The sequence below is a fragment of the Vicinamibacterales bacterium genome, assembly GCA_036504215.1.
GTDB lineage: Bacteria > Acidobacteriota > Vicinamibacteria > Vicinamibacterales > Fen-181 > FEN-299.
Window position 1 is genome coordinate 87254 of sequence record DASXVO010000021.1, and the last position, 19655, is coordinate 106908.

Sequence of the window (19655 nt, forward strand, 5' to 3'; positions counted from 1 at the left end):
TGTCCCGCCTGTCCTATCGCGAGTCCGTGCCGGTCCGCACTCCGGTCCCGATCGGCGCCGGATCTGCGTGATTCGACTCCACGTAGCCGACCTCGCGATACCGTCTGATCTTCTGCGGCACGGTCACGTTCCAGTATTCGTCGAAGTCGAACGCCGAATAGTCGTGAAAGGGTGCGAGTCCGGTGTCGACCAGCAGGCACTCGCACCGCCCGGCCGACTCGACGACGAAGATGTTGTTCGGGCTGACCGAGATCTTGGACGAGGGATGGCGCACGAACAGGTCGAGGAGGCGTTCGACAAATTGCCGTACGGCGGCACGCACGCGCACGTGCCGCGGGCTCCGCGGGTCGCCGAGCCGGTCGTACAGGACCGCGAGCGACCCGCCCGCGAGCCGTTCCTTGACGACGAACCTGCCGAACGGATCGACCTCGAGAATGGCCGGCACCGGAATGCCCTCGCCGACGAAGAACGCGGTCTGCTCGGCTTCGCCGAGCACGTGATCGCGGCAGTAGGGCCGCGGTTTGGCGACCTTGAACACTGCCGTCGGACAGCCTTCGTAATCGAACACGGTGCCGTTCTCGCCCTCACCGATCTTCGGCAACTTCAGCCGGTAGACGTGGCCCGCCACGTCGAGCGACACTGAGCCGGCCGGCGCGTGCAACCCCTTGAGCACGTGGCTCGTCTCGTTGTCGAGGTACAGCTCGCGGAGATCACCGGCCAGGCTCTGCACCGAGTCGGAAGACCCGAACCCGAGCCCCCTTTCGGATCGGTCCTCCCGCAGAAACAGGCCGTGGTAGCCGGCCGCGCGCAGATCCCTCACGAGGTCCGCGACCCGGTCATAGGGGAACGCGAACAGCACCTCGATGAGGCGAGCCTCGCGCCCGGAGAGCGATCGGTAGCCGCACACGCGGCACTCGTCGACCCGGACGCGCGGAATGCTGATGTTGGAGCCGTCGACCATGACCTCGTGCGACGTCTCGACGGTGGTCAGGATACCCTCCTCGCAACGCGGGCAGATCTCGGCGCGCGAGGAAGAGTTCGTCCCGGCTGAGGTGGTGGAGGGAAACTCGCTCACAGTCGCCTCGCTAGCTGCCGCCCCGCTCCTGGGCCTCGAGAACCTCCTGGTGGGCGCGGTCTCGGGCGTGGAGGCGCTCGGCGAGCATGATGGCGATGTTGTGGATGAGCCTGTAGGGCGCCGTCAGCTTCGCATCGAGCATCTCGTTGAATCGGTCACGGTCGATTTCGATCAATTTGCACGCGGTCGTGGCGACGACCGTCATCGAGCGCGGGACGTGCAGCAGAAACGCCATTTCGCCCAGAACCGACCCCTTGCCGATCCGCACGTTCCACGCACTCCCGCGAGTGATGGTGTGACGCCGGGCCTCCACGACACCATCGAGGATGAGATAGAAATTCTCCCCGACCTGCCCCTGGCGAAGAATGGTCTCCTCCGCGTCGAACTCCACGGTCCTCGCGGCTTTCAGCAGGATGAACACTTCCGCCGGCGTCATGCCGCGGAGGATTTCGAACGACTTGACCTCGTCCCGCTCCGACTCGTTGACTTCTCGGGGCACGAGCCACTGCAGGTAGCCGGTGCGCTCGTACTTGCGGATCCGCTCCGGCAGCACCTCGTTCCAGTAGTGGCTGAACGTGAAGCCGTCGTAGTTCTTCTTGAGCGTCGTGCCGGGATCGATGAGCACGAACCGGACAGGATCGTGGAATCGCCCCCCTTCGCTCAGGACGTAGATGTTGTTCGGGCTGATCGACACCTGGCAGTCGGGACGCTTGCGGAAGAGATCCAGCAGGCGGTTCAGGAACTTCTCGAGATCGGCGAGGATCAGCTCCTGCGCTCGCGCCGTGAGCTGGGAGAACCGGAGATAGATACTGGTGATCGACTCGCCCTCGATGAGGTCCTTGACGCAAAAGCGCCCGAGCGGATCCATGGAGTGGATTCGCGGGACGACGACCCCCTCGGCCAGGAAGAACGCGGTGGTCATCGATTCCTCGAGCAGCCGCTCCCTGCAGATGGCTTGCGGCTTCGCGACCTTGAGGCAGAGACGTCCGTGACCCGGAGGGATGGCGAGTGAGTGCGACTCCAGCCTGTAGACCATCCCGCGGTCCCCTTCGCCGAGCGGAGGAAGCGGCAGGGTGAAGCGGGCCGGCCCGTAGGTCACCTCGACAAGCGGAGCGTGCTCGGACGTCGCCCGTTCGACAGCCTGGAAGAAGTCGATCGCCGCCTCCTCCAGCTCGGGGGCGTCCAGGTTCCGGGAACTCGGAGACTCAGGTTTCATCAGCAACCTCGAAGGTCCGCACCCGTCAGGCCCTCTCGCGCCGGAGCACACCTGGACGCGTCGGCGGGACCGGAACTCGCGCAGATCCGACGCCGTCCGCGTCGAGGGTGCGAATGTGGGTGATGTCCGCGCGTCGAACGCGGTGCCATGGTAGCCGGTCGAGTACAGCAACGCAAGTCGTCTGGCGGGCCGCCTTGCTCAACCGGTGGCCGCGTGCTACCGTGCTCGGTGCGAACGCCCATGACGAACGGCCCGACCAGTCCTCGCTTTCACCTCGACGTGGTTCGCGCCGGTCGGATCCTCGGGTCGTCCGCGGACCGGTTGATCGCGATCGGCCGCGACCCGCAGTGCGACATCCCGCTCTCCGATCCTCATGTGTCCCTCCGTCACGGAGAGATTTTCTTCACCGACAAGGGCGCGGCGTACCGGGATCTCAAGAGCCGCAATGGATCCGCGGTCCGCCGCGGCGCGGACACCACTCGGATCGACGCCACGGTCGGGCACCAATTCCCGTTGCGGGATGGCGACGAACTGCGGCTCGGGAATCCCCTCGAGCCCATCGTCCTCCAGATTCGCCTCACCAGAGAGGACCAACCCGCCGGGAGCGCCCCACCCGCCGAGCACGACGACTCGCCCGTCGAGAAGCACGTCACCGGCTACAACCACTACGCGGACATCGAGACGATTCGAGGGCGGCTGGGCGACGACAAGCGGGCGCTCCAATGCCTGTACAACCTCCTCGACCGACTGACGGCCGCGCCGGATCGCGACTCGATGCTGAAGACAGTGGCGAGGCTGCTGTTCGAATCGTTCGAGTCGGCCACCCACGTGACGGTCTACCTGGGCCCACCGCAGGCGAGCACGCCCTCGGACCTCGTCCCTGCCGCTCGGGACGAGGACCTGAAGGCCGACCGGTTCAAGCCGGTCCTCGCGGCGGCCCGGTCGGGCCGGACCGGGAGCCCGAGTCCCCTCAGCCGCGTGCTGTTCGAGCGAATCACCATGAAGGGTGAGGCCCTGCTCTTCGAAGACGCGCTGAAGTCGTTCCCGTCGAGCGAGAGCATGGTGATCGCACGGGTGGTGTCGGGCCTGTGCGTGCCGCTACGGGACCGGGCGGGCATCCGCGGCATCCTGCAGATCGACAACCGGACGATCACCGGCGCGTTCACCGAGGTGGACCTGGATCTTGCGACGCTCGTCGGAAACCACGTCGCCCTGGTGCTGACCACTCTCGAGATGTACGAGCACGTAGTGCAGTTGAACCGCGACCTGTGCGACGCACTGATGCGTATCCGCCTGCTCGACACCGCAAAGGACCACCTGTCGAGGTTCGTCCCTGAAGCCGTTCGGCAGATCGTGGAGAAGAGCCCGGCCAGTCCGAAGCTCGACATGGCGGATTCGGACGCGACGGTGCTCTTCCTCGACATCGGCGGGTACACGAAGCTCTCGGAGAAGCTCGATCGCGACACGGTGAGCTTCCTGGTCGAGCGGTACTTCTCGAGCTTCATCGATGACATCTATCGGCACCACGGTGACATCAATGAAACGGCCGGCGATGGGCTGATGATCATCTTCCGGTCCGACGAGCCCGTCGACCACGCGCGGTCCGCCGTGAGCGCGGCGCTCGACATCCGCCAGCGGACGAAGCAGATCAACAGGGAGGCTGAGGGGAAGACGCCGCCGATCGACGTGAACATGGGAATCAACACGGGCACCGTCCTGCTCGGCTCGCGGCGCATCCAGGGGATTGCGGGCGCGCGATGGACCTACACCGCGACGGGAATGGTGACGAACGTGTGCGCCCGGCTCGCGGCCCACGCCGTTCAAGGGCAGATCATGATCGGACCCGAGACGGCGAAGCGGGTGGCCGCCGTCACGAAACTCAGGGAGGTCGGCCCCGTGCAGTTCAAGAACGTGGCCCAACCGCTGCCCGTGTTCGAGGTCCTGGACCAGCCCTCCGGTCCGGCTGCAGGCCCGCGCGCCAAGTGAGCGCGCCGCCGCCGTGGCGCGGCGTATCACCGCGACGAGGGCGGGTGCTGCGGGAGACCCGGCCTCAGACAGTGTCCTGGGGTCGATGGCCGGCCGCTGACGTCAGGTGAGCGTGAGCCTCTTCGAGCGTGTCGGGGATGGGAATGTGCTGCGGGCACTTCGGCTCGCACTCCCCGCAGCGGAGGCACCGGTCGGCACCAGAACCCTCCTTCACGACCCACATCTGGTAGACCATTGCCGCGGTCTTCCTCGCGTCGAACATCGTGCTCATGTTGTACGCGGAAAAGACATCGGGAATCTGGACGCCGTTCGGACACGGCATGCAGTATCCGCAGGTGGTGCAGGAGACCCGCATCCGTTCGCGGTAGAAATCGCGCACCGCAGCCACGAGACGCAGGTCTTCCGGCGAAAGCGCGTTGGCGCCCGCGGCATCCGCCGACGCGAGATTCTCCTCCACCTGGCTCGACGCGTTCATCCCTGACAGCGCCATCGTCACGCCGGAGTGATTCCACACCCAGCGCAGCGCCCAGTCGGCCGGCGTGCGCGGCACGGCGGCCTGTTGCCAGATCGCCTTCACCGGTTCCGGCGGTTCGGCCGACAGCGATCCGCCCCGTAGCGGCTCCATCGCGAACACGGCGACCTGCTTCGACGCCGCGTGACCAAGCCCTGCCGTCCCCGCCTGAAACTCCTCGTCCATGAAGTTGTACTGGATCTGGCAGAAGTCCCAGTCGTAGCCGTCGATGATCGTCCTGAAGGCGTCTGGCGATCCGTGGAAGGAGAACCCGAGATGACGGATGCGGCCGTCGGCCCTCGCACGTTCGAGCGCCGGGATTCCGTGGAGCCGCTGCACGAGGTCCCATCGCTCTGCCGACAGGCCGTGGAACATGTAGAAGTCAATCGTACTGCAGTCGAGCTTCGTCAACTGCTCGTCGAGCAACCGCTCCCAGTCGACCTCGGCCTGGACGAGCCAGGTCGGCAACTTCGTCGCCACGTGGACCTTGCCGCGCAGACCCTGCCTGAGCAGCCGTCCGACGAATCGCTCACTCTCGCCGTTGTGATACGGCTGGGCGGTGTCGAGGTAGTTCACGCCGCCGTCGACCGCCCGGCGTACGAGGGCGGCCGCGAGTTCCTCGTCGATGTGCCCGTGACCTCGTCCGACCGTCGGGAGCCGCATGCAGCCGAAACCGAGCACCGACAACCGCAACTCCGGAAACTTGGGCAACGGACGATACTGCATGTGCTCTCCAGACCGACCGCCAGGACACCTTCAACGGGCACTCCTCGCGGCCGGCGCGCCGCCGACGGCGAGGCCGACCCGGGCTCAGCGCTTCTTGGCCCTCACGGCTATCCGGACAATCGTCTTGAGCCTGGCCGGGACCACCTTGCGCGGATCGCTCAAGTAGATCTCGTGTCCGGTGCGGTCGCACTCCAGGTGCAACTCGGCCGCCGCGACCATGAGCGTCTGATACGCGGCGCCCACGCTGTCGTACGGCCCGACGTTCAGCACCTGCAGCGCCCGGCCCTCGGTCCACGTGACCCGCTTGACGTTCGACGCGTCGAGGTCCCTGCGCTCCGCCAGCGCCTTGCGCACGGTCTGAATGTCCGCGGCGGTCACCTCGTCGGGGATGCGCAACTGCAGGCGCCAACGCCACTGGTCCTTCGGTGTGTCCATCGGATCGTCGAACCAGAGGCACTCGAGCGGCGGAACGACGAAGTCCAGGAGGCCGGCGCCCTTGAGCGCGAACTTCGCGGTGTAGGCCATCGCGTAGAGCCTGCCGATGGCGGCCTGATAGTCGTCCCCGCCCGGCGCGCCTGCGCCGTCGATGGCCAGATACGTGCCGCGTGCGGCGCGGACGCTCGCCACCTTCCGCGTGGCTCGGTACAACTCGGAGTACGTCTTCTTGAGGTCGATCTTCTCGAGGTGGGCTGCTCGTGGCGTCATCTGCCGCTCTCCTGTTCGGGAGGGCGGGTCTTGACCCCGTACGGCCAAGACCCGGCCCCGGCAGACAGCTTATACGCAGAATGACGCGGGATGTCCAGACAGCGAACCGGAGGTCAGCCCTTCTTCTCTTCCATCTTCGTGGGCGTCACCCAGGTCTTCCCGTCCTTTTCCGCAACCGCGCCAGTCACGACCGCCGGCTTCTCGCCAGAGCAGGTGTGGCCGAACTTCTCGGACACCGCGTTCTTGGTGACGTAGTACTCCTTCGTCGTCCCATCCTGGTCCTTCACAACCAGGACGTCCTGGCAAGTCTTGGCATCGGCTTTCTTGAGCGCGCACTTCGCGCACATGATGCTGCCGGTCAGCGTCGTCTCGTCGGCCGCGGCCGCCGCCGCGACCAGGCCGATCACGAGGACTGCCGCAAGCGAAAACAGCGTGAACGTCTTCATCACGTCTTCCTCCTGCCGCCGCGCATGGCGCGGGGGCGAACCGTGTTTCCTGGTATGGATCCAGCGTAACCCCTGACGGTTGCGCGAGGCAAGCGGCGAAAGCCGTGAGAGAATCGGGGTGTTCGGGAGCTTCCAAGGAGCAGTTCGATGATGTGCACGCCGGCCCTTGCGTCCGTCGTCCTGTCGGTCGCCGTCGCGGCCGCAGCCGCCCAGTCGGTGTCCGCCGCCGACCCGACGCTGCGCGACCGCGTGACCGCGGTCATCCAGGCGAGCGGCGCCGAAGTCGCGATCGCATTCAGGACGCTCGACGGCCGCGACGAACTCTTCGTCAGAGATGGCGAATCGTTCCACGCGGCTTCGACGATGAAGGTGCCGGTGATGATCGAACTGTTCCGGCAAGCCGCAGCCGGGGGCCTCTCGCTCGACAACGCGGTTCCCGTCGTCAACGAGTTCAGGAGCATCGTGGACGGCAGTCCGTACACGCTCGGCGCCGACGCGGATTCGGAGCCCGATCTCTACAAAGCGGTCGGCCAGAGGCGCACGTACCGGGAACTCTGCGAGTTGATGATCACGGTCAGCTCGAACCTCGCTACGAACATCCTGATCGAGCACCTGGGGGTGGAGCGCATCCGTGCCGCGGTGCGCGATTTCGGCGCCGATGGCATGAGCGTACGGCGGGGCGTCGAGGACAACCTCGCGTTCAAGGCCGGTCAGAACAACACGACAACGGCGCGGGCGCTCCAGGTGCTGCTCGAGGCGATTGCCAACGGCAGGGCCGTGTCGCCGGAGGCCAGCCGCCAGATGGCGGGCATCCTCGAACGTCAGCGGTTCAACGAGTCGATCCCCGCCGGCCTGCCCGCGGGGACCCGCGTGGCCCACAAGACGGGCAGCATCACCCGCATCCAGCACGATGCCGGAATCGTCTTCCGTCCACGGCCGTACGTGCTGGTCGTCCTGGTCCGCGGCCTCGAAGACGAGAAGAAGGGGCATGCGTTGATCGCGGACATCACGCGGGTGATAGACGGGGCGACCAATCCCAGGGACTGACTCGGACGGGAAGGCGGCCCGAGCCGAAGGCTGAACCGGCGGGCGGCGTTCCTCGTCCAATCAGACGATGACCCCGTCGCCAGGGTGCTCACGTTGTAACATAGGCGTTTCGTGGCGCGTGTCACCCGGTCGGCATCCTCGCACTCATCCTCGAAAGCGGGCAGAACGTCATGGCGAGTGACTCGCAGTCTCTCGAAGCGCTCAAGATCGACAAGCGCGCCAAGGCTCCAGGCAGCGTCCCGGCGTGGCTCTGGCTCATCGTCGGCCTGATCGTGGTGGTCGCGATTGGGGGTTGGTGGTGGGCCAGGACACCGCGCGCGATTCCCGTGAAGACGGTGACCGTCGAGCAGCCGAAGAATGTCGGATCGGGATCGACGGTGCTCAACGCATCGGGCTACGTCACCGCCAGACGCCGGGCGACGGTTTCGTCGAAGGTGACGGGCCGCGTCGTGGAGGTGCTCGTCGAGGAAGGCAAGGGGGTCCGCGCGGGACAGGTCCTGGCCCGCCTCGACCCGACGACCGCTGAACGCAACCTGGCTCTGACCAGGGCTGAACTCGTCGCCACCGAGCGCGCGGTGGCCGAGAACCGAGTCAGGCTCGAGCAGGCTCGCTTGAACCTGCAGCGCGCCAGGTCGCTGCGCGCCGACGGGATCGTGAATCAGTCCGAGCTGGACAACGCGGAGACCGAGGTGCGGGCGTTCGAGGCGAGACTCGCGCTCACCGAAGAACAGGTGCACGTCGTGGAGCGCCAGGTGGCACTGCGTGAGACCGAACGGGCCGACCTGGTGATCACGGCCCCGTTCAACGGCGTGGCCATCTCGAAGGACGCTCAGCCGGGAGAGATGATCTCGCCCGTGTCGGCCGGCGGCGGCTTCACGCGGACCGGCATCTGCACCATCGTGGACATGACGTCGCTCGAAATCGAGGTGGACGTCAACGAGAGCTACATCAACCGGGTCGCCTCGGGCCAGCGCATCGAGGCCACGCTCGACGCCTATCCCGACTGGCGGATTCCGGGCAAGGTGATCACCATGGTGCCCACGGCCGATCGCCAGAAGGCCACCGTCCTGGTGCGGATCGGCTTCGACCAGCTCGATCCCCGGATTCTGCCCGACATGGGCGTGAAGGTCGCCTTCCTCGGCGCCGAGGCACCGAAGGCGGTGCTGCCGCCGATGACGGTACCGAAGACCGCGATCCGGACCGACGGCGGCAGCCAGGTGGTGTTCGTGGTCACCGGGGACAGCCGGCTGGAACGCCGGGCCGTGCGCGTGGGCTCCACCAAGGACGACCGGGTGGAGATCGTCTCCGGCCTCTCGTCGGGCGAAGCCATCGTCACCGAGTCGCCGGGACCGCTGAAGGACGGTGACCGCGTCGTGGTCGTCAAGTAGGCGAGGATTCCGAAACGGAGCACGCTGTGTCGAATGACATCCTGGTTCGCGCAACCGACCTGCACAAGGAATTCCGACGCGGGGGTGAACGGATCGACGTCCTGCAGGGCGTCAACCTGGAGATCCCGTCCGGTGATTTCCTGGCGCTGATGGGACCGTCCGGTTCGGGCAAGACAACCCTGCTCAACCTGCTCGGCGGCCTCGACACGCCGACGCGCGGGACGATCGCGATCGGCGGCCAGCGCATCGACTCGATGTCGTCCGGCCAGCTCGCGCGATGGCGCGCGACCAATGTCGGCTTCGTGTTCCAGCTCTACAACCTGCTGCCGATGCTGACCGCGGAGCGCAACGTCGAACTGCCGCTGCTCCTGACGCGCCTGTCGAGGAAGGAGCGAAAGCTCCACGTGGACACGGCGCTCCGCGCGGTGGATCTGTCGGCGCGCGCCAAGCACTATCCCCGTCAGCTCTCGGGCGGCCAGGAGCAGCGTGTCGGCATCGCCCGCGCCATCGTCATCGACCCGACGCTGCTGCTCTGCGACGAGCCGACCGGCGACCTCGACCGCAAGGCCGGCGATGAAGTTCTCGACCTGTTGCAGGGACTCAACCGGGAGAACGGCAAGACGATCATCATGGTGACGCACGACCCGCATGCGGCGGCGCGCGCCAAGCGCGTGCTGCACCTCGACAAGGGCGTGCTCACGACGGAGTCGGCCGCATGAAGTACCTGCCACTCCTTTTCCGAAGCCTGTTCCGTCGCAAGGTGCGGACGATCTTCACGCTCCTGGCGGTGTTGGTGGCGTTCACCCTCTTCGGCTTCCTGTCGGCCATCGAAGCGGCCTTCGGGATGGGCGTGGAGTTGGCGGGCAGCGAGCGCCTCGTGATGACGCACAAGGTGTCGATCATCCAGTTGCTGCCGGAGAGCTACCTGGAACGCATCCGGGCGACGCCGGGCGTCGTCGACGCCTGCCACCAGACCTGGTTCGGCGGGGTCTACCAGGATCCGAAGAACTTCTTCATGCAGGTGCCGGTGGACCCGGAGTGCATGTTGCGGATGTATCCTGAATTCACGCTGCCCGAGGATCAGCAGAAGGCCTGGTTCGCCGATCGGCAGGGCGCGATCGTCGGGCGGGACACGGCGAAGCGGTTCGGCTGGAAGATCGGCGACCGGATTCCGATCCAGGCGACGATCTGGCGGAAGAAGGACAATTCGTCCAACTGGCAGTTCAACCTCGACGGCATCTACGACGGCGCCGAACAGGGCACCGATCGGACCCAGTTCTTTTTCCACTACAAGTATTTCGACGAGTCGCGCCTCTTCGGGCAGGGCAATGTCGGCTGGTACGTCGTCCGCATCGGCACTGCGTCGAAGGCGGCCGCGATCTCCCGGCAGCTCGACGATCTGTTCGCCAATTCTCCGGCTGAAACCAAGACGACCACCGAGAAGGGGTTCCTGCAGGCCTTCGCCAACCAGGTCGGCAACATCGCGCTGATCGTTCGGAGCATCATCGCGATGGCGTTCTTCATCATCCTGCTCGTCACGGCGAACACGATGATGGAGTCGGTCCGCGAGCGGACCAGCGAACTGGCGGTGCTCAAGACGCTCGGATTCACCGATGGGCGCGTCCTCGCGCTGGTGCTCGTCGAATCGTGCCTGATCGCCGGGGTCGGCGGTCTCCTGGGCCTGGGCCTCGCGGCGCTCCTCGTGCCGGGCATCCCGACGAGCGCCATGCTGCCGAACTTGTTCATTCCGACCAGGTCGTTCGGCATCGGCGTGGTGTTCGTCCTCGCCCTGGGTGTCATTGCAGGCATCCTCCCGGCAGTCCGCGCGATGCGCCTGCGCATCGTCGATGCGTTACGGAGGGTGTGACCGCCATGTGGATCTTCTCAGGACTGTTCCAGGCTGCCGTCGTCACGGCCCTCAATCTGCGGACGATTCCCAGGCGGCTGAGTTCGTCGGCCGTCGCCGTGATCGGCATGGCTGGCGTCGTCACGGTGCTCGTGTCGGTGTTGTCGATCGCGGAAGGGCTCAGAACGACAATGGCCAACACCGGATCGCCGGACACGGCCATCGTCATGCGCGCCGGCTCGGATGCCGAGATGACGAGCATCATGTTGCGTGACGATCTGGTTGCCGTGAAGGACGCGCCGGAGATTGCGCGTACGGCCGCCGAGGGGCCACTCGCCTCGGCGGAACTCTTCGCGGTCGTGGACCTGATCAAGACCAGCACGGGAACCACGGCCAATGCGCCGCTGCGGGGCGTCGAACCGGCGGCGTTCAAGATTCGCAACTTCAAGATGCTGAAGGGGCGCCGCTTCGAGCCGGGACGCAACGAAGTGATCGTCGGGAAGGCGGCGGCCGAGGAGTTTCGCAGCCTCGACGTCGGATCGCAGCTCAAGCTCGGTCCGAACGTGTGGATGATCGTCGGCACCTTCGACGCGGGCGGGACGGTGCCCGATTCCGAGTTGTGGTGCGATGCAGGCGTGTTGGCGCCGCTCTACCGGCGGGGCAACAGCCGGCAGGCCGTGTACGTGCGCCTGCAGTCGCCGGAGGCGTTCACCCCGTTCAAGGACCGGCTGACGACCGACCCGCGGGTGAAGCTGAAGGTCATGCGCGAGCAGGAGTACTACGCCGGCCAGTCGGAGATGCTGTCGAAGACGATCGTACTCATCGGCAGCATCATCGGCCTGCTCATGGGCATGGGCGCGCTGTTCGTGGCCGTGATCACGATGCATTCGGCCGTCGCCAGCCGCACGCGCGAGATCGCGACGCTGCGCGCGCTCGGGTTCCGCGGCGGACCCGTGGTGATTTCGATCCTGGTCGAATCGATGATGCTGGCGCTCGTCGGCGGCGCGCTCGGCGCGATCGTGTCGTACGTCGGCTTCAATGGCTACCAGGCCGCGACGATGAACTGGCAGAACATGAGCAGCGTCGCCTTTGCGTTCCGCGTCACGCCCAGGCTGCTCGCCTTCGGCATCGGCTGGTCGCTCGTTCTCGGGTTGTTGAGCGGCCTGCTGCCGGCCATCCGCGCGATGCGGATGCCGGTCGTGACCGCGCTGCGCGAGTTGTAGCGCTCAACACGGAGGACGCCCGCCTATATCGCGGGCCTCCCGACGATCGTCATCGTCCCGCTTTCGCTGACGATGTAGAAGTCCTCGCCCTTGATGGCGATGCCGGTCGGCTTCGCCAGTCCGGGAATGGCGTACGCGGCGACAACCGAGCGCCGTGCGAGATCGATCGCCACCAGCGTGCTGTATGCCGCGCTCAGCGCGTACATCTTCCCGTCTGCGACCGTCGTTCCGGTGACATACAGTTCATCGAGCGTCCGCTTCGGGCCGAGCGTCAGCCCGGAATCGGCAGCGAGCGCCGGCGAGTACTCCTCCGACAGCGTCAGATCCCTCCGGTCGAAGCGCGACACCACCAGACGCTTCACCTTGTTGTTCGGAACCGTGACAGTGTAGATCGACCGGCCCGCGGCGTCGTACGCCGCGCTCATCGTGTACATCATCCGTGCGCGAACCGTGCCGAGGCGCGAACGCGACACCTCGTCGAACTTGTCGAACGACTCCAGGAAGTAGCGGAAGTTCCGGTCGGCATTCGCCCGATCGTTCTGTCGCAGGATGACGTAGCTCTTGTTCTCGCCCACCGCCATCACGGTCTTGCCGTCGAGAAACGCCGCACCCGCGAACCTGCCGAGGTCCACCGAGAAACCGACGTCCACGACCGTGTAGCGGCTCACGTGTCCGAGCGAGCCATCGGTCACGTAGAGCCCCTGCTGAGTGGTGATCAGGAACTGGTCGCTCGCCGCGTCGTACGCGAGGTCCGTCGGTGTGCCCTTCAGCGAGAGCGCCAGCGGCCGCTGCGACTTCACGACCAGCGTCTGGAGGCCAGCCAGCGGGCCGGCCTTCACGTCGGCATTCACGGCTCCGACGCCCGGCTCGTCGATCGACCATCGCCCGCGCAGCGAGATGGGCGCGGGCGACCACTCCTCGGCCGACCACACCCAGTGCTTCGGGTCGAACGAGAAGCGGATTGGATCGCTCTGTCCCAGGAAGGGCGGCGGGCCGGTGCTCGCGAACGCCTGGACGATGTTGCCGGCGATGACCGTCAGGTAGACGATGCCCGCCAGGGCCTCGAGCGGCCGCAACGTCCGGGGCGCCTCGTCGAGGTCCTCCTTCCGCGTCTGCATCAACAGCACGCTCATCGTGACGACGCAGATCCAGAAGATGAACAGCGCCCAGGTGTAGGTGTGGGCGCCGAGGATCTCGGCGCTGAAGCCCTGCCCCACGTCCCGCGCGGCGTGCATGGCGGTGTGGCGGATTCCCATGAACACGCCCCAGGCGCCGACCAGCACCGACAGGCCGACGTATTTCAGCTTCGGGCCGTAACGCAGGACGAACAGGCCGATGAGCGCGATGAGCGCCATCCCGATGCGCTGCTCCCAGCACATGACGCACGGGGAATCGCCGTAGATGAACCCGAGCACGAATACCGCCACACCCACCGGGATCGCGGCGAGGCCGAGGACGGCCAGAGCGAGTATCGTGTAGAGAGTGGTGCGCCTCACAGAGACTCCTTGGTGCTTCGATTTGCCGGACTTGTGCATCGAAGGACTCAGTAGTTCGCGCCGGGCAGCAGCGACGTACGGGTCGCCACCGAGAACAGGAACACCATCAGCAGCACGCTGACGACGAGCAGTCGGAAGGCGAGGCGTTCCTTCTCCGGCTTGCGCAGCACCAGCCACGCAGTGATGAACATCAAGACGAGATTGAGACACTCCAAGGCGAATCCTCCTCTACAGGACCGATATCATCTGCCGGCAGGCGGCGGTGCGCAAGCGGTGTTTCGCGACAGAAAGTCGAGAACGACTTCGTTGAAGGCGGCCGCGGCCTCCCACGTGGCCGCGTGGCCGGTGCCGGGGAGGACGTGCAACTCGCTGCCGGCGATCGCCCGGTGGAGAATGCCGGCGTATCGCGGCCCCTTGAGCAGGTCGGCCTCGCCGACGATCACGCACGTCGGGACATCGATCGCCGGCAGCCTGGCGGTGAAGTCCACACCGTCGAACGCCTCACACAGTCGCGCCACGGCCGGGAGATCGAGGTCGCGGTACCGCGCCCGAGCCGCGGACAGGACGTGCTGGCTGGCCTCGATGAACGCCGGCGAGAAGTTCCACGGAGCAGTGACGAGGAAGAAGAGATCGGGGTCGCCAGACAGCGCGGCGGCCCGCCATCCGGCGACGATCAGGCGCAGCTCTGGCCCCACCTCGCTCACCGTGTCGGCGAGGATCAGCGTCAACACGCGGTCCGGGTGGTCCAGCGCGAACGCCTGCGCCACCTCACCGCCGTACGAGATGCCGAGGATGTGCGCACGATCGATTCCGAGCGTGGTGAGCAACGCCGCCAGGTCGTCGGCGTGCAGCGCCATCGAATAGGGTCCGTCCGGGTGGTCCGACTGGCCCTGCCCCCGACAGTCGTACTGCAGCACGCGATACCTGGCCGACAACGCGGCGGTCTGGGGCCGCCAACTGGCCGCCGCGTTCATGAGGATGCCGTTGTTGAGCACGACGACCGGCGCGTCTTCCCTGCCGTGCAGTTCGTGGTAGAGGTGGATCCCGTTGCAGGCGGCGATTGGCATGGCGCCGTCATTGTAGAGGATCGGCGAGCGGGGCTGTGGGCTTCGCAGTTCGAAGGGGACATACTGTGCACAGCAGGGAGCGCAGCCATGGAAGCGATGACCGCACGGGAGATCGGAACGGCGGGGTCGGCAGCCGGGCTGGATGCGGCGTTTCGCGCGCAGCGCGAGGCGTGCTCGCGCGAGCCCATGCCTGACGCCCGCACGCGTCGGGAGTGGCTGCAGCGGCTGGCTGATCTCCTGAGGCGGAACGAGCGCGCCATCTGCGACGCGATCGACTCCGACTTCGGCCGCCGCCCCGCCCCAGAGACGCGGATTCTCGAGCTGTTTCCGAGCCTGTCCTCGGTCCGCTATGCGCGGGCCCACGTCCGCCGCTGGATGCGGCCCGAACGGCGCCACGTGTCGATCTGGTTCCAGCCCGGCCGCGCGGAACTTCGCTACCAACCGCTCGGCGTCGTCGGCATCATCGTCCCGTGGAACTACCCGCTCTTCCTCGCGGTCGGTCCGCTGGCGGCATCGCTGGCAGCGGGCAACCGTTCGATGATCAAGATGAGCGAGTACGGCCCGGCATTGGGTGCGCTCCTCGCGGGACTGATGGCGGACGTGTTTCCGGCGGATCTGGTCACGGTCGTTCTTGGGAACGTGCAGGTCGCACGCGACTTCGCCGCGCTGCCCTTCGATCACCTGTTGTTCACCGGATCGACCGCCGTCGGCCGAGACGTCATGGCCGCTGCGGCGAAGAACCTGACGCCGGTCACGCTCGAACTCGGCGGCAAGTCGCCCGCGATCGTCGCGCCCGGATACAACCTGGCCACCGCAGCGCAACGAATCGTCTTCGGCAAGCTGGTCAACGCGGGCCAGACATGCATCGCGCCGGACTACGTCCTGTTGCCGAAGGGCGAGGAGGACGCGTTTCTGGCCGCGGTGAGGTCGTGCGCGAAGCAGTTCTACGGCACGGCCGCCTCTCCGGATTACGCTTCGATCGCGCACGACCGCCAGCACACGCGACTGCTGGCCGTGCTCGCCGACGCCGAGGCGAAGGGCGCCCGCATCGAGCCGATCCTGGAACCCGGCGCGCCGGGACCGAGACGGCTGCCGCCAGTGGCGCTCTTCAACTGCACCGGTGACATGCGCGTCATGCAGGAGGAGATCTTCGGCCCGCTGCTGCCCATCGTGCCCTACGACAGTCTGGAGCATGCGGTGCAGTACGTGACCGGGCGGGATCGTCCCTTGTCGCTCTATGTCTTCGATGGGGATCGTGGCCGCGTCGATCGACTGCTCGACGCGACGCACTCGGGCGGCGTCACGGTCAACGATTGTCTGCTGCACATCGGGCAGGACGACCTGCCGTTTGGGGGCGTGGGACCTTCAGGGATGGGGCGGTATCACGGTCCGGAAGGGTTCAGGACGTTCTCCCACGCGCGGTCGGTCTTCCGTCAGAGCCGCGTCAACGGCCTGCCCGCACTCTATCCGCCGTATGGGAGACGACTCGGCGAGTGGCTGCTGAAGCTGATGCTGAGGTAGTGGTCCGTCACGCGTACACGCTGATATGCTGGCCCACGTCCGGCTGACGGCCGGCCTGCGCAATCAGCTCCACGAGCTGGGCTGCCTGCTCGGTCTCCTGTCGGCGGGCCATGCGCATCACGGAAATCACGCGCTGGACGTCTCTCGATGACTGCGTGGCGGCCGGCGAGGAGGCGCCGCCGCTCGAAATGCCGGATACACTCATACGGTCAGAATCGGCAGTGGCGGCGAGAGCTTGAATGGACACTGAGAACCTGCCTGGAGATTGATGGGATCCCGTCGATGAATACAGCGCACTCAATGCTCACGGTACTGGTTGGCTCCGGGCTCATCATTGCCGGGCTCTGCACGGTGGCAGTGGCCACACCGCAGCAGGCACCCCCTGCACGGCCGCCAATCGTGACGCCCGTGATCTCGGCACCCGCTGGTTCTGCCGCGGTCGAGCAGACATCCGCGGGGACACGTCCGGCCGCGGAAATCGTCTCCAGCTTCGAGGGCCTCGGCGTCGGTTTCGAAGGCCCCGAACCGATGCCGCTCGTGCGCAATCCGTCCGACAACACCCTGGCGGTCGGTCCCGATCACATCGTTCAGATCGTCAACACGCGGATGGCGATCTTCAGCAAGAAGGGCAAGCGCTTCGACACCACCGGCAAGGTTCTCTACGGCGCGGCGCCGACCAATGCCGTCTTCAAGGGCTTCGGCGGCATGTGCGAGGCGACCAACAACGGCGATGCCGTCGTGCGGTACGACCAACTGGCCGATCGGTGGCTCATCGTCATGCCGATCTTCAGGCGCGGGGCGGCGCGACCGGACCAACCGGAGGAATGGACGGCGTCGTCGGCGGCGTACCTCAGCCCTGTCGGCCGGCCCGGGCAGCCGGGCCCGGCGGTGCGACTCGAGTCAGCCCGATCTGAGCACCGCGCGTTCGCGCCCTCCCCGGTTGTTGTTCGCCCGTCGGACGCGGCACGGCGCCCGAGCGACGACGCGCCGAAGGGGCCGTACTCGATGTGCTACGCCATGAGCGCGGGCTCGGACCCGTTCGGTCCCTACTATCGGTACGAGTTCCTGCGTCCGCTGTTCCCGGACTACCCTCGTCCGGCCATCTGGCCCGATGGCTACTACGTCCCGACGAGCACTGGTGACAATCCGATCTCCGAGACGATCGCGACGCAGAAGCACGCGTGCGTCGCGGACCGCACCAGCATGCTCGGTGGCCGGCCTGCAACCGAGCAGTGCATCGTCATCAATGACGTCGGCTTCCTGAACAGTGCGGACGTGGACGGCAGGACGCCGCCTCCGCCAGGTGCGCCGAACATCGTGATGGCGGCCGGCGGCGTGCAACTCAGGACGCAGTTCGAGGCCGACGCCATTGGCGTCTGGCAGTTCCACGTCGATTGGGCGCATCCGGCGAACACCCGGCTGACCGCGGCGAAGGCCATTGGCGTCGCGCCCTATCACTACCTCTGTGACGGCCAGCTCACCCACTGCGTCCCCCAGCCGGGTACCGACTCGCGGCTCGACGCCCAGGGCGACAAGATCATGTCCCGGCTCGTCTACCGGCGGATCGACGACGAGGAATCAATTGTCGCTGTGCACTCGGTGAACACAACGGCCGGCGGCGGCGGCGTGCGATGGTACGAGTTCAGGGTTGGACGGGATCGGGAGGTCAGCCTTCGCCAGCAAGGCACGTACGCGCCCGATGGCCTGTTCCGATGGCTGCCCAGCCCGGCGATCGATCGGGCGGGGAACATCGCCATCGGCTATTCGTTCGGCGGCCCGCCGCACTTCGCGGGCCAGCGCCTGGCCGCGCGCCTCGCAAGTGATCCGCGGGGCCTGCTGACGCTGCAAGAAGCCGTGCTGGTGGAAGGCGAGGCCGCGCAGGCGGCAATTCGCTGGGAAGACTACACACAGACCGCTGTCGATCCAAGCGACGATTGCACGATTTGGTACGTCGGCGACTATCTCAAGAAGGAGGCAGCCAACTACTCGACGCGGGTTGGCGCCTTCCGCCTTCCGGGCTGTGCGGGGATCCGTCACTGACGGATGCGCGGAGTCTGGTTGAATCGACGATGACACGCTGAGGCGGGACGGACCCCGGCAGGCGTTGGCGTGGCAGACGGGAGGAATCATGCATCGGAACGTGCGGATGATGTGGATGATGTGGGTGCTGGCAGCGGTCGTCTCGGCCGCGACGATCGTGGCGAGCGCCGCACCGCAGGTGGTCTCGAAGTACTTCCCGCCCCGGGGCGAGTGGCAGAAGCGCGAACCGGGTGCGGTCGGCCTGGACAAGGCAAAGCTGGACGATGCGGTGGCGTTTGCGATCGCGAACGAGAACCCGAACCCGAAGGACCTTGCGGCCGACATCGTCAACACGTTCAGGAACGAGTCGCCGTACAACACGCTGGCCGGCCCCGCCGCACCGCGGGCGGGGGCGAACGGCCTCATCATCCGCCACGGACTGGTCGCCGCCGAATGGGGCGAGACCGGTCGCGCCGACATGACCTTCAGCGTCACGAAGACATTCCTTTCGACCGTGGTCGGTCTCGCCGTGGCGAACGGTCGCATCCGCGACGTGAAGGATCGCGTCGCGCCGTATATGCCTGCCGGCGTCGATTTGTTCGCGAGTCCGCACAATGCGCCGATCACGTGGGAGCATCTGCTGCGGCAGACGAGCGACTGGTCGGGGACGCTGTGGGGCCAGCCCGATTGGGCGGATCGGCCGCCACGCGGCCAGAGACCCGAGCAGTGGCCGGTTCGCGAGATGCACGACCCCGGCACGTGCTACAAGTACAACGACGTGCGGGTGAACGTGCTCGCGCTGGCCACGCTCTACGTCATGAAGCGCCCGATCCCAGAGATTCTGAAGGAGTCGATCATGGATCCGATTGGCGCCTCGAACGGTTGGCACTGGGAGCCGTACGAGAACGCGTTCGTGACGATCGACGGCAAGCGGATGGCGTCGGTACCTGGTGGCGGGCACCATGGTGGCGGCATGTTCATCAGCGCGTGGGACCTGGCGCGGTTCGGCTATCTGTTCCTCAACAACGGCAGGTGGAACGGCCGCCAGCTGGTGCCTGAGACATGGATGGCCATGGCCAGGACGCCGGGGCCTGCGAACCCGACCTACGGCTTCATGAACTGGTTCCTCAACACGCCGAATGCGGCGGGCCAGCGTCCGTTCCCGAGCACCCCGGCGTCGAGCGTGACCTTTCAGGGCAACGGCCAGAATATCGTCTTCATCGACTGGGAACACGACCTCGTCGTGGTGGTCCGGTGGATCAAGGGCGGGTCGGCGCTGAACGACTTCCTGGGCAAGGTGCTGGCGGCCGTCTCCGCTGGCACGTAGGCAGCGGCAAGTGGATGGCGCCCGCTTTCAACGACTGACGTACGCTGCGTCAGAGC

At 66.5% G+C, this 19655-nt stretch carries 18 protein-coding genes; 9 read left to right on the forward strand and 9 right to left on the reverse strand.

The features are described 5' to 3' along the window. Positions 1 to 13 precede the first annotated feature (13 nt). Entirely contained in the window at positions 14 to 1075 is a 1062-nt protein-coding gene (locus VGK32_05085; GenBank protein ID HEY3381120.1) for a hypothetical protein, read from the reverse strand. A gap of 10 nt (positions 1076 to 1085) precedes the next feature. Next, positions 1086 to 2291 carry a cyclic nucleotide-binding domain-containing protein gene (locus VGK32_05090; GenBank protein HEY3381121.1) on the reverse strand — a complete coding sequence of 402 codons (1206 nt, stop codon included), beginning with the start codon at positions 2289 to 2291 and terminating at the stop codon, positions 1086 to 1088. Between the two features lie 240 nt (positions 2292 to 2531). On the opposite strand from VGK32_05090, the gene VGK32_05095 reads away from it, so the two are divergent. Continuing rightward, a complete protein-coding gene (locus VGK32_05095) occupies positions 2532 to 4277 on the forward strand; it encodes an adenylate/guanylate cyclase domain-containing protein (protein HEY3381122.1) in 1746 nt (581 codons plus the stop codon). Positions 4278 to 4341: 64 nt separating this feature from the next. Here VGK32_05095 and VGK32_05100 read toward each other — a convergent pair whose 3' ends face one another. From VGK32_05100 to VGK32_05110, 3 genes are all read right to left on the reverse strand, one after another. Next, positions 4342 to 5514: an aldo/keto reductase gene (locus VGK32_05100; GenBank protein HEY3381123.1), complete on the reverse strand. Its 1173-nt coding sequence runs from the start codon at positions 5512 to 5514 to the stop codon at positions 4342 to 4344. A gap of 84 nt (positions 5515 to 5598) precedes the next feature. Further along, on the reverse strand, positions 5599 to 6219 hold the full coding sequence (locus VGK32_05105; GenBank protein ID HEY3381124.1) for a GyrI-like domain-containing protein: 621 nt from the start codon (positions 6217 to 6219) through the stop codon (positions 5599 to 5601). A 113-nt stretch (positions 6220 to 6332) separates the two neighbouring features. Then, on the reverse strand, positions 6333 to 6665 hold the full coding sequence (locus VGK32_05110; GenBank protein ID HEY3381125.1) for a DUF6370 family protein: 333 nt from the start codon (positions 6663 to 6665) through the stop codon (positions 6333 to 6335). Between the two features lie 147 nt (positions 6666 to 6812). Here VGK32_05110 and VGK32_05115 point away from each other — a divergent pair, with 147 nt between their 5' ends. The 5 genes from VGK32_05115 to VGK32_05135 all read left to right on the forward strand — a co-directional run bounded on the left by VGK32_05115 (position 6813) and on the right by VGK32_05135 (position 12169). Further along, positions 6813 to 7712 carry a serine hydrolase gene (locus tag VGK32_05115; GenBank protein ID HEY3381126.1) on the forward strand — a complete coding sequence of 300 codons (900 nt, stop codon included), beginning with the start codon at positions 6813 to 6815 and terminating at the stop codon, positions 7710 to 7712. A 170-nt stretch (positions 7713 to 7882) separates the two neighbouring features. Further along, positions 7883 to 9100 carry an efflux RND transporter periplasmic adaptor subunit gene (locus tag VGK32_05120; GenBank protein ID HEY3381127.1) on the forward strand — a complete coding sequence of 406 codons (1218 nt, stop codon included), beginning with the start codon at positions 7883 to 7885 and terminating at the stop codon, positions 9098 to 9100. A gap of 26 nt (positions 9101 to 9126) precedes the next feature. Next, positions 9127 to 9819 carry an ABC transporter ATP-binding protein gene (locus VGK32_05125; protein HEY3381128.1) on the forward strand — a complete coding sequence of 231 codons (693 nt, stop codon included), beginning with the start codon at positions 9127 to 9129 and terminating at the stop codon, positions 9817 to 9819. Further along, positions 9816 to 10967, forward strand: coding sequence for an FtsX-like permease family protein (locus VGK32_05130; protein HEY3381129.1), 1152 nt, complete (start codon positions 9816 to 9818; stop codon positions 10965 to 10967). The genes VGK32_05125 and VGK32_05130 overlap by 4 nt, the downstream gene beginning before the upstream one ends. A gap of 5 nt (positions 10968 to 10972) precedes the next feature. Further along, the gene (locus VGK32_05135) at positions 10973 to 12169 is read left to right on the forward strand and encodes an ABC transporter permease (GenBank protein ID HEY3381130.1); all 1197 of its coding nucleotides are present in this window, start codon (positions 10973 to 10975) and stop codon (positions 12167 to 12169) included. A gap of 23 nt (positions 12170 to 12192) precedes the next feature. Here VGK32_05135 and VGK32_05140 read toward each other — a convergent pair whose 3' ends face one another. From VGK32_05140 to VGK32_05150, 3 genes are read right to left on the reverse strand one after another with little or no spacing between them, the layout of a single operon-like run. Next, complete coding sequence (locus VGK32_05140) at positions 12193 to 13665, reverse strand: disulfide bond formation protein B (protein ID HEY3381131.1); 1473 nt, start codon at positions 13663 to 13665, stop codon at positions 12193 to 12195. A gap of 47 nt (positions 13666 to 13712) precedes the next feature. Next, on the reverse strand, positions 13713 to 13880 hold the full coding sequence (locus VGK32_05145) for a dihydroneopterin aldolase (GenBank protein ID HEY3381132.1): 168 nt from the start codon (positions 13878 to 13880) through the stop codon (positions 13713 to 13715). Between the two features lie 27 nt (positions 13881 to 13907). Continuing rightward, on the reverse strand, positions 13908 to 14732 hold the full coding sequence (locus VGK32_05150; protein ID HEY3381133.1) for an alpha/beta hydrolase: 825 nt from the start codon (positions 14730 to 14732) through the stop codon (positions 13908 to 13910). Positions 14733 to 14819: 87 nt separating this feature from the next. Here VGK32_05150 and VGK32_05155 point away from each other — a divergent pair, with 87 nt between their 5' ends. Then, entirely contained in the window at positions 14820 to 16253 is a 1434-nt protein-coding gene (locus VGK32_05155; protein HEY3381134.1) for a coniferyl aldehyde dehydrogenase, read from the forward strand. A gap of 7 nt (positions 16254 to 16260) precedes the next feature. Here VGK32_05155 and VGK32_05160 read toward each other — a convergent pair whose 3' ends face one another. After that, positions 16261 to 16458 carry a hypothetical protein gene (locus VGK32_05160; GenBank protein ID HEY3381135.1) on the reverse strand — a complete coding sequence of 66 codons (198 nt, stop codon included), beginning with the start codon at positions 16456 to 16458 and terminating at the stop codon, positions 16261 to 16263. Positions 16459 to 16535: 77 nt separating this feature from the next. On the opposite strand from VGK32_05160, the gene VGK32_05165 reads away from it, so the two are divergent. Then, complete coding sequence (locus tag VGK32_05165) at positions 16536 to 18293, forward strand: hypothetical protein (protein HEY3381136.1); 1758 nt, start codon at positions 16536 to 16538, stop codon at positions 18291 to 18293. An 88-nt stretch (positions 18294 to 18381) separates the two neighbouring features. Then, entirely contained in the window at positions 18382 to 19599 is a 1218-nt protein-coding gene (locus VGK32_05170; GenBank protein HEY3381137.1) for a serine hydrolase, read from the forward strand. The last annotated feature ends 56 nt before the right edge of the window (positions 19600 to 19655 follow it).

Coding starts and splice junctions, on each gene's coding strand:
- VGK32_05120 (HEY3381127.1), top strand. CDS start 7,883: ATGGCGAGTGACTCGCAGTCTCTCGAAGCGCTCAAGATCGACAAGCGC.
- VGK32_05165 (HEY3381136.1), top strand. CDS start 16,536: ATGAATACAGCGCACTCAATGCTCACGGTACTGGTTGGCTCCGGGCTC.
- VGK32_05130 (HEY3381129.1), top strand. CDS start 9,816: ATGAAGTACCTGCCACTCCTTTTCCGAAGCCTGTTCCGTCGCAAGGTG.
- VGK32_05115 (HEY3381126.1), top strand. CDS start 6,813: ATGATGTGCACGCCGGCCCTTGCGTCCGTCGTCCTGTCGGTCGCCGTC.
- VGK32_05090 (HEY3381121.1), bottom strand. CDS start 2,291: ATGAAACCTGAGTCTCCGAGTTCCCGGAACCTGGACGCCCCCGAGCTG.
- VGK32_05110 (HEY3381125.1), bottom strand. CDS start 6,665: ATGAAGACGTTCACGCTGTTTTCGCTTGCGGCAGTCCTCGTGATCGGC.
- VGK32_05105 (HEY3381124.1), bottom strand. CDS start 6,219: ATGACGCCACGAGCAGCCCACCTCGAGAAGATCGACCTCAAGAAGACG.
- VGK32_05095 (HEY3381122.1), top strand. CDS start 2,532: ATGACGAACGGCCCGACCAGTCCTCGCTTTCACCTCGACGTGGTTCGC.
- VGK32_05135 (HEY3381130.1), top strand. CDS start 10,973: ATGTGGATCTTCTCAGGACTGTTCCAGGCTGCCGTCGTCACGGCCCTC.
- VGK32_05155 (HEY3381134.1), top strand. CDS start 14,820: ATGGAAGCGATGACCGCACGGGAGATCGGAACGGCGGGGTCGGCAGCC.
- VGK32_05150 (HEY3381133.1), bottom strand. CDS start 14,732: ATGCCAATCGCCGCCTGCAACGGGATCCACCTCTACCACGAACTGCAC.
- VGK32_05160 (HEY3381135.1), bottom strand. CDS start 16,458: ATGAGTGTATCCGGCATTTCGAGCGGCGGCGCCTCCTCGCCGGCCGCC.
- VGK32_05100 (HEY3381123.1), bottom strand. CDS start 5,514: ATGCAGTATCGTCCGTTGCCCAAGTTTCCGGAGTTGCGGTTGTCGGTG.
- VGK32_05170 (HEY3381137.1), top strand. CDS start 18,382: ATGCATCGGAACGTGCGGATGATGTGGATGATGTGGGTGCTGGCAGCG.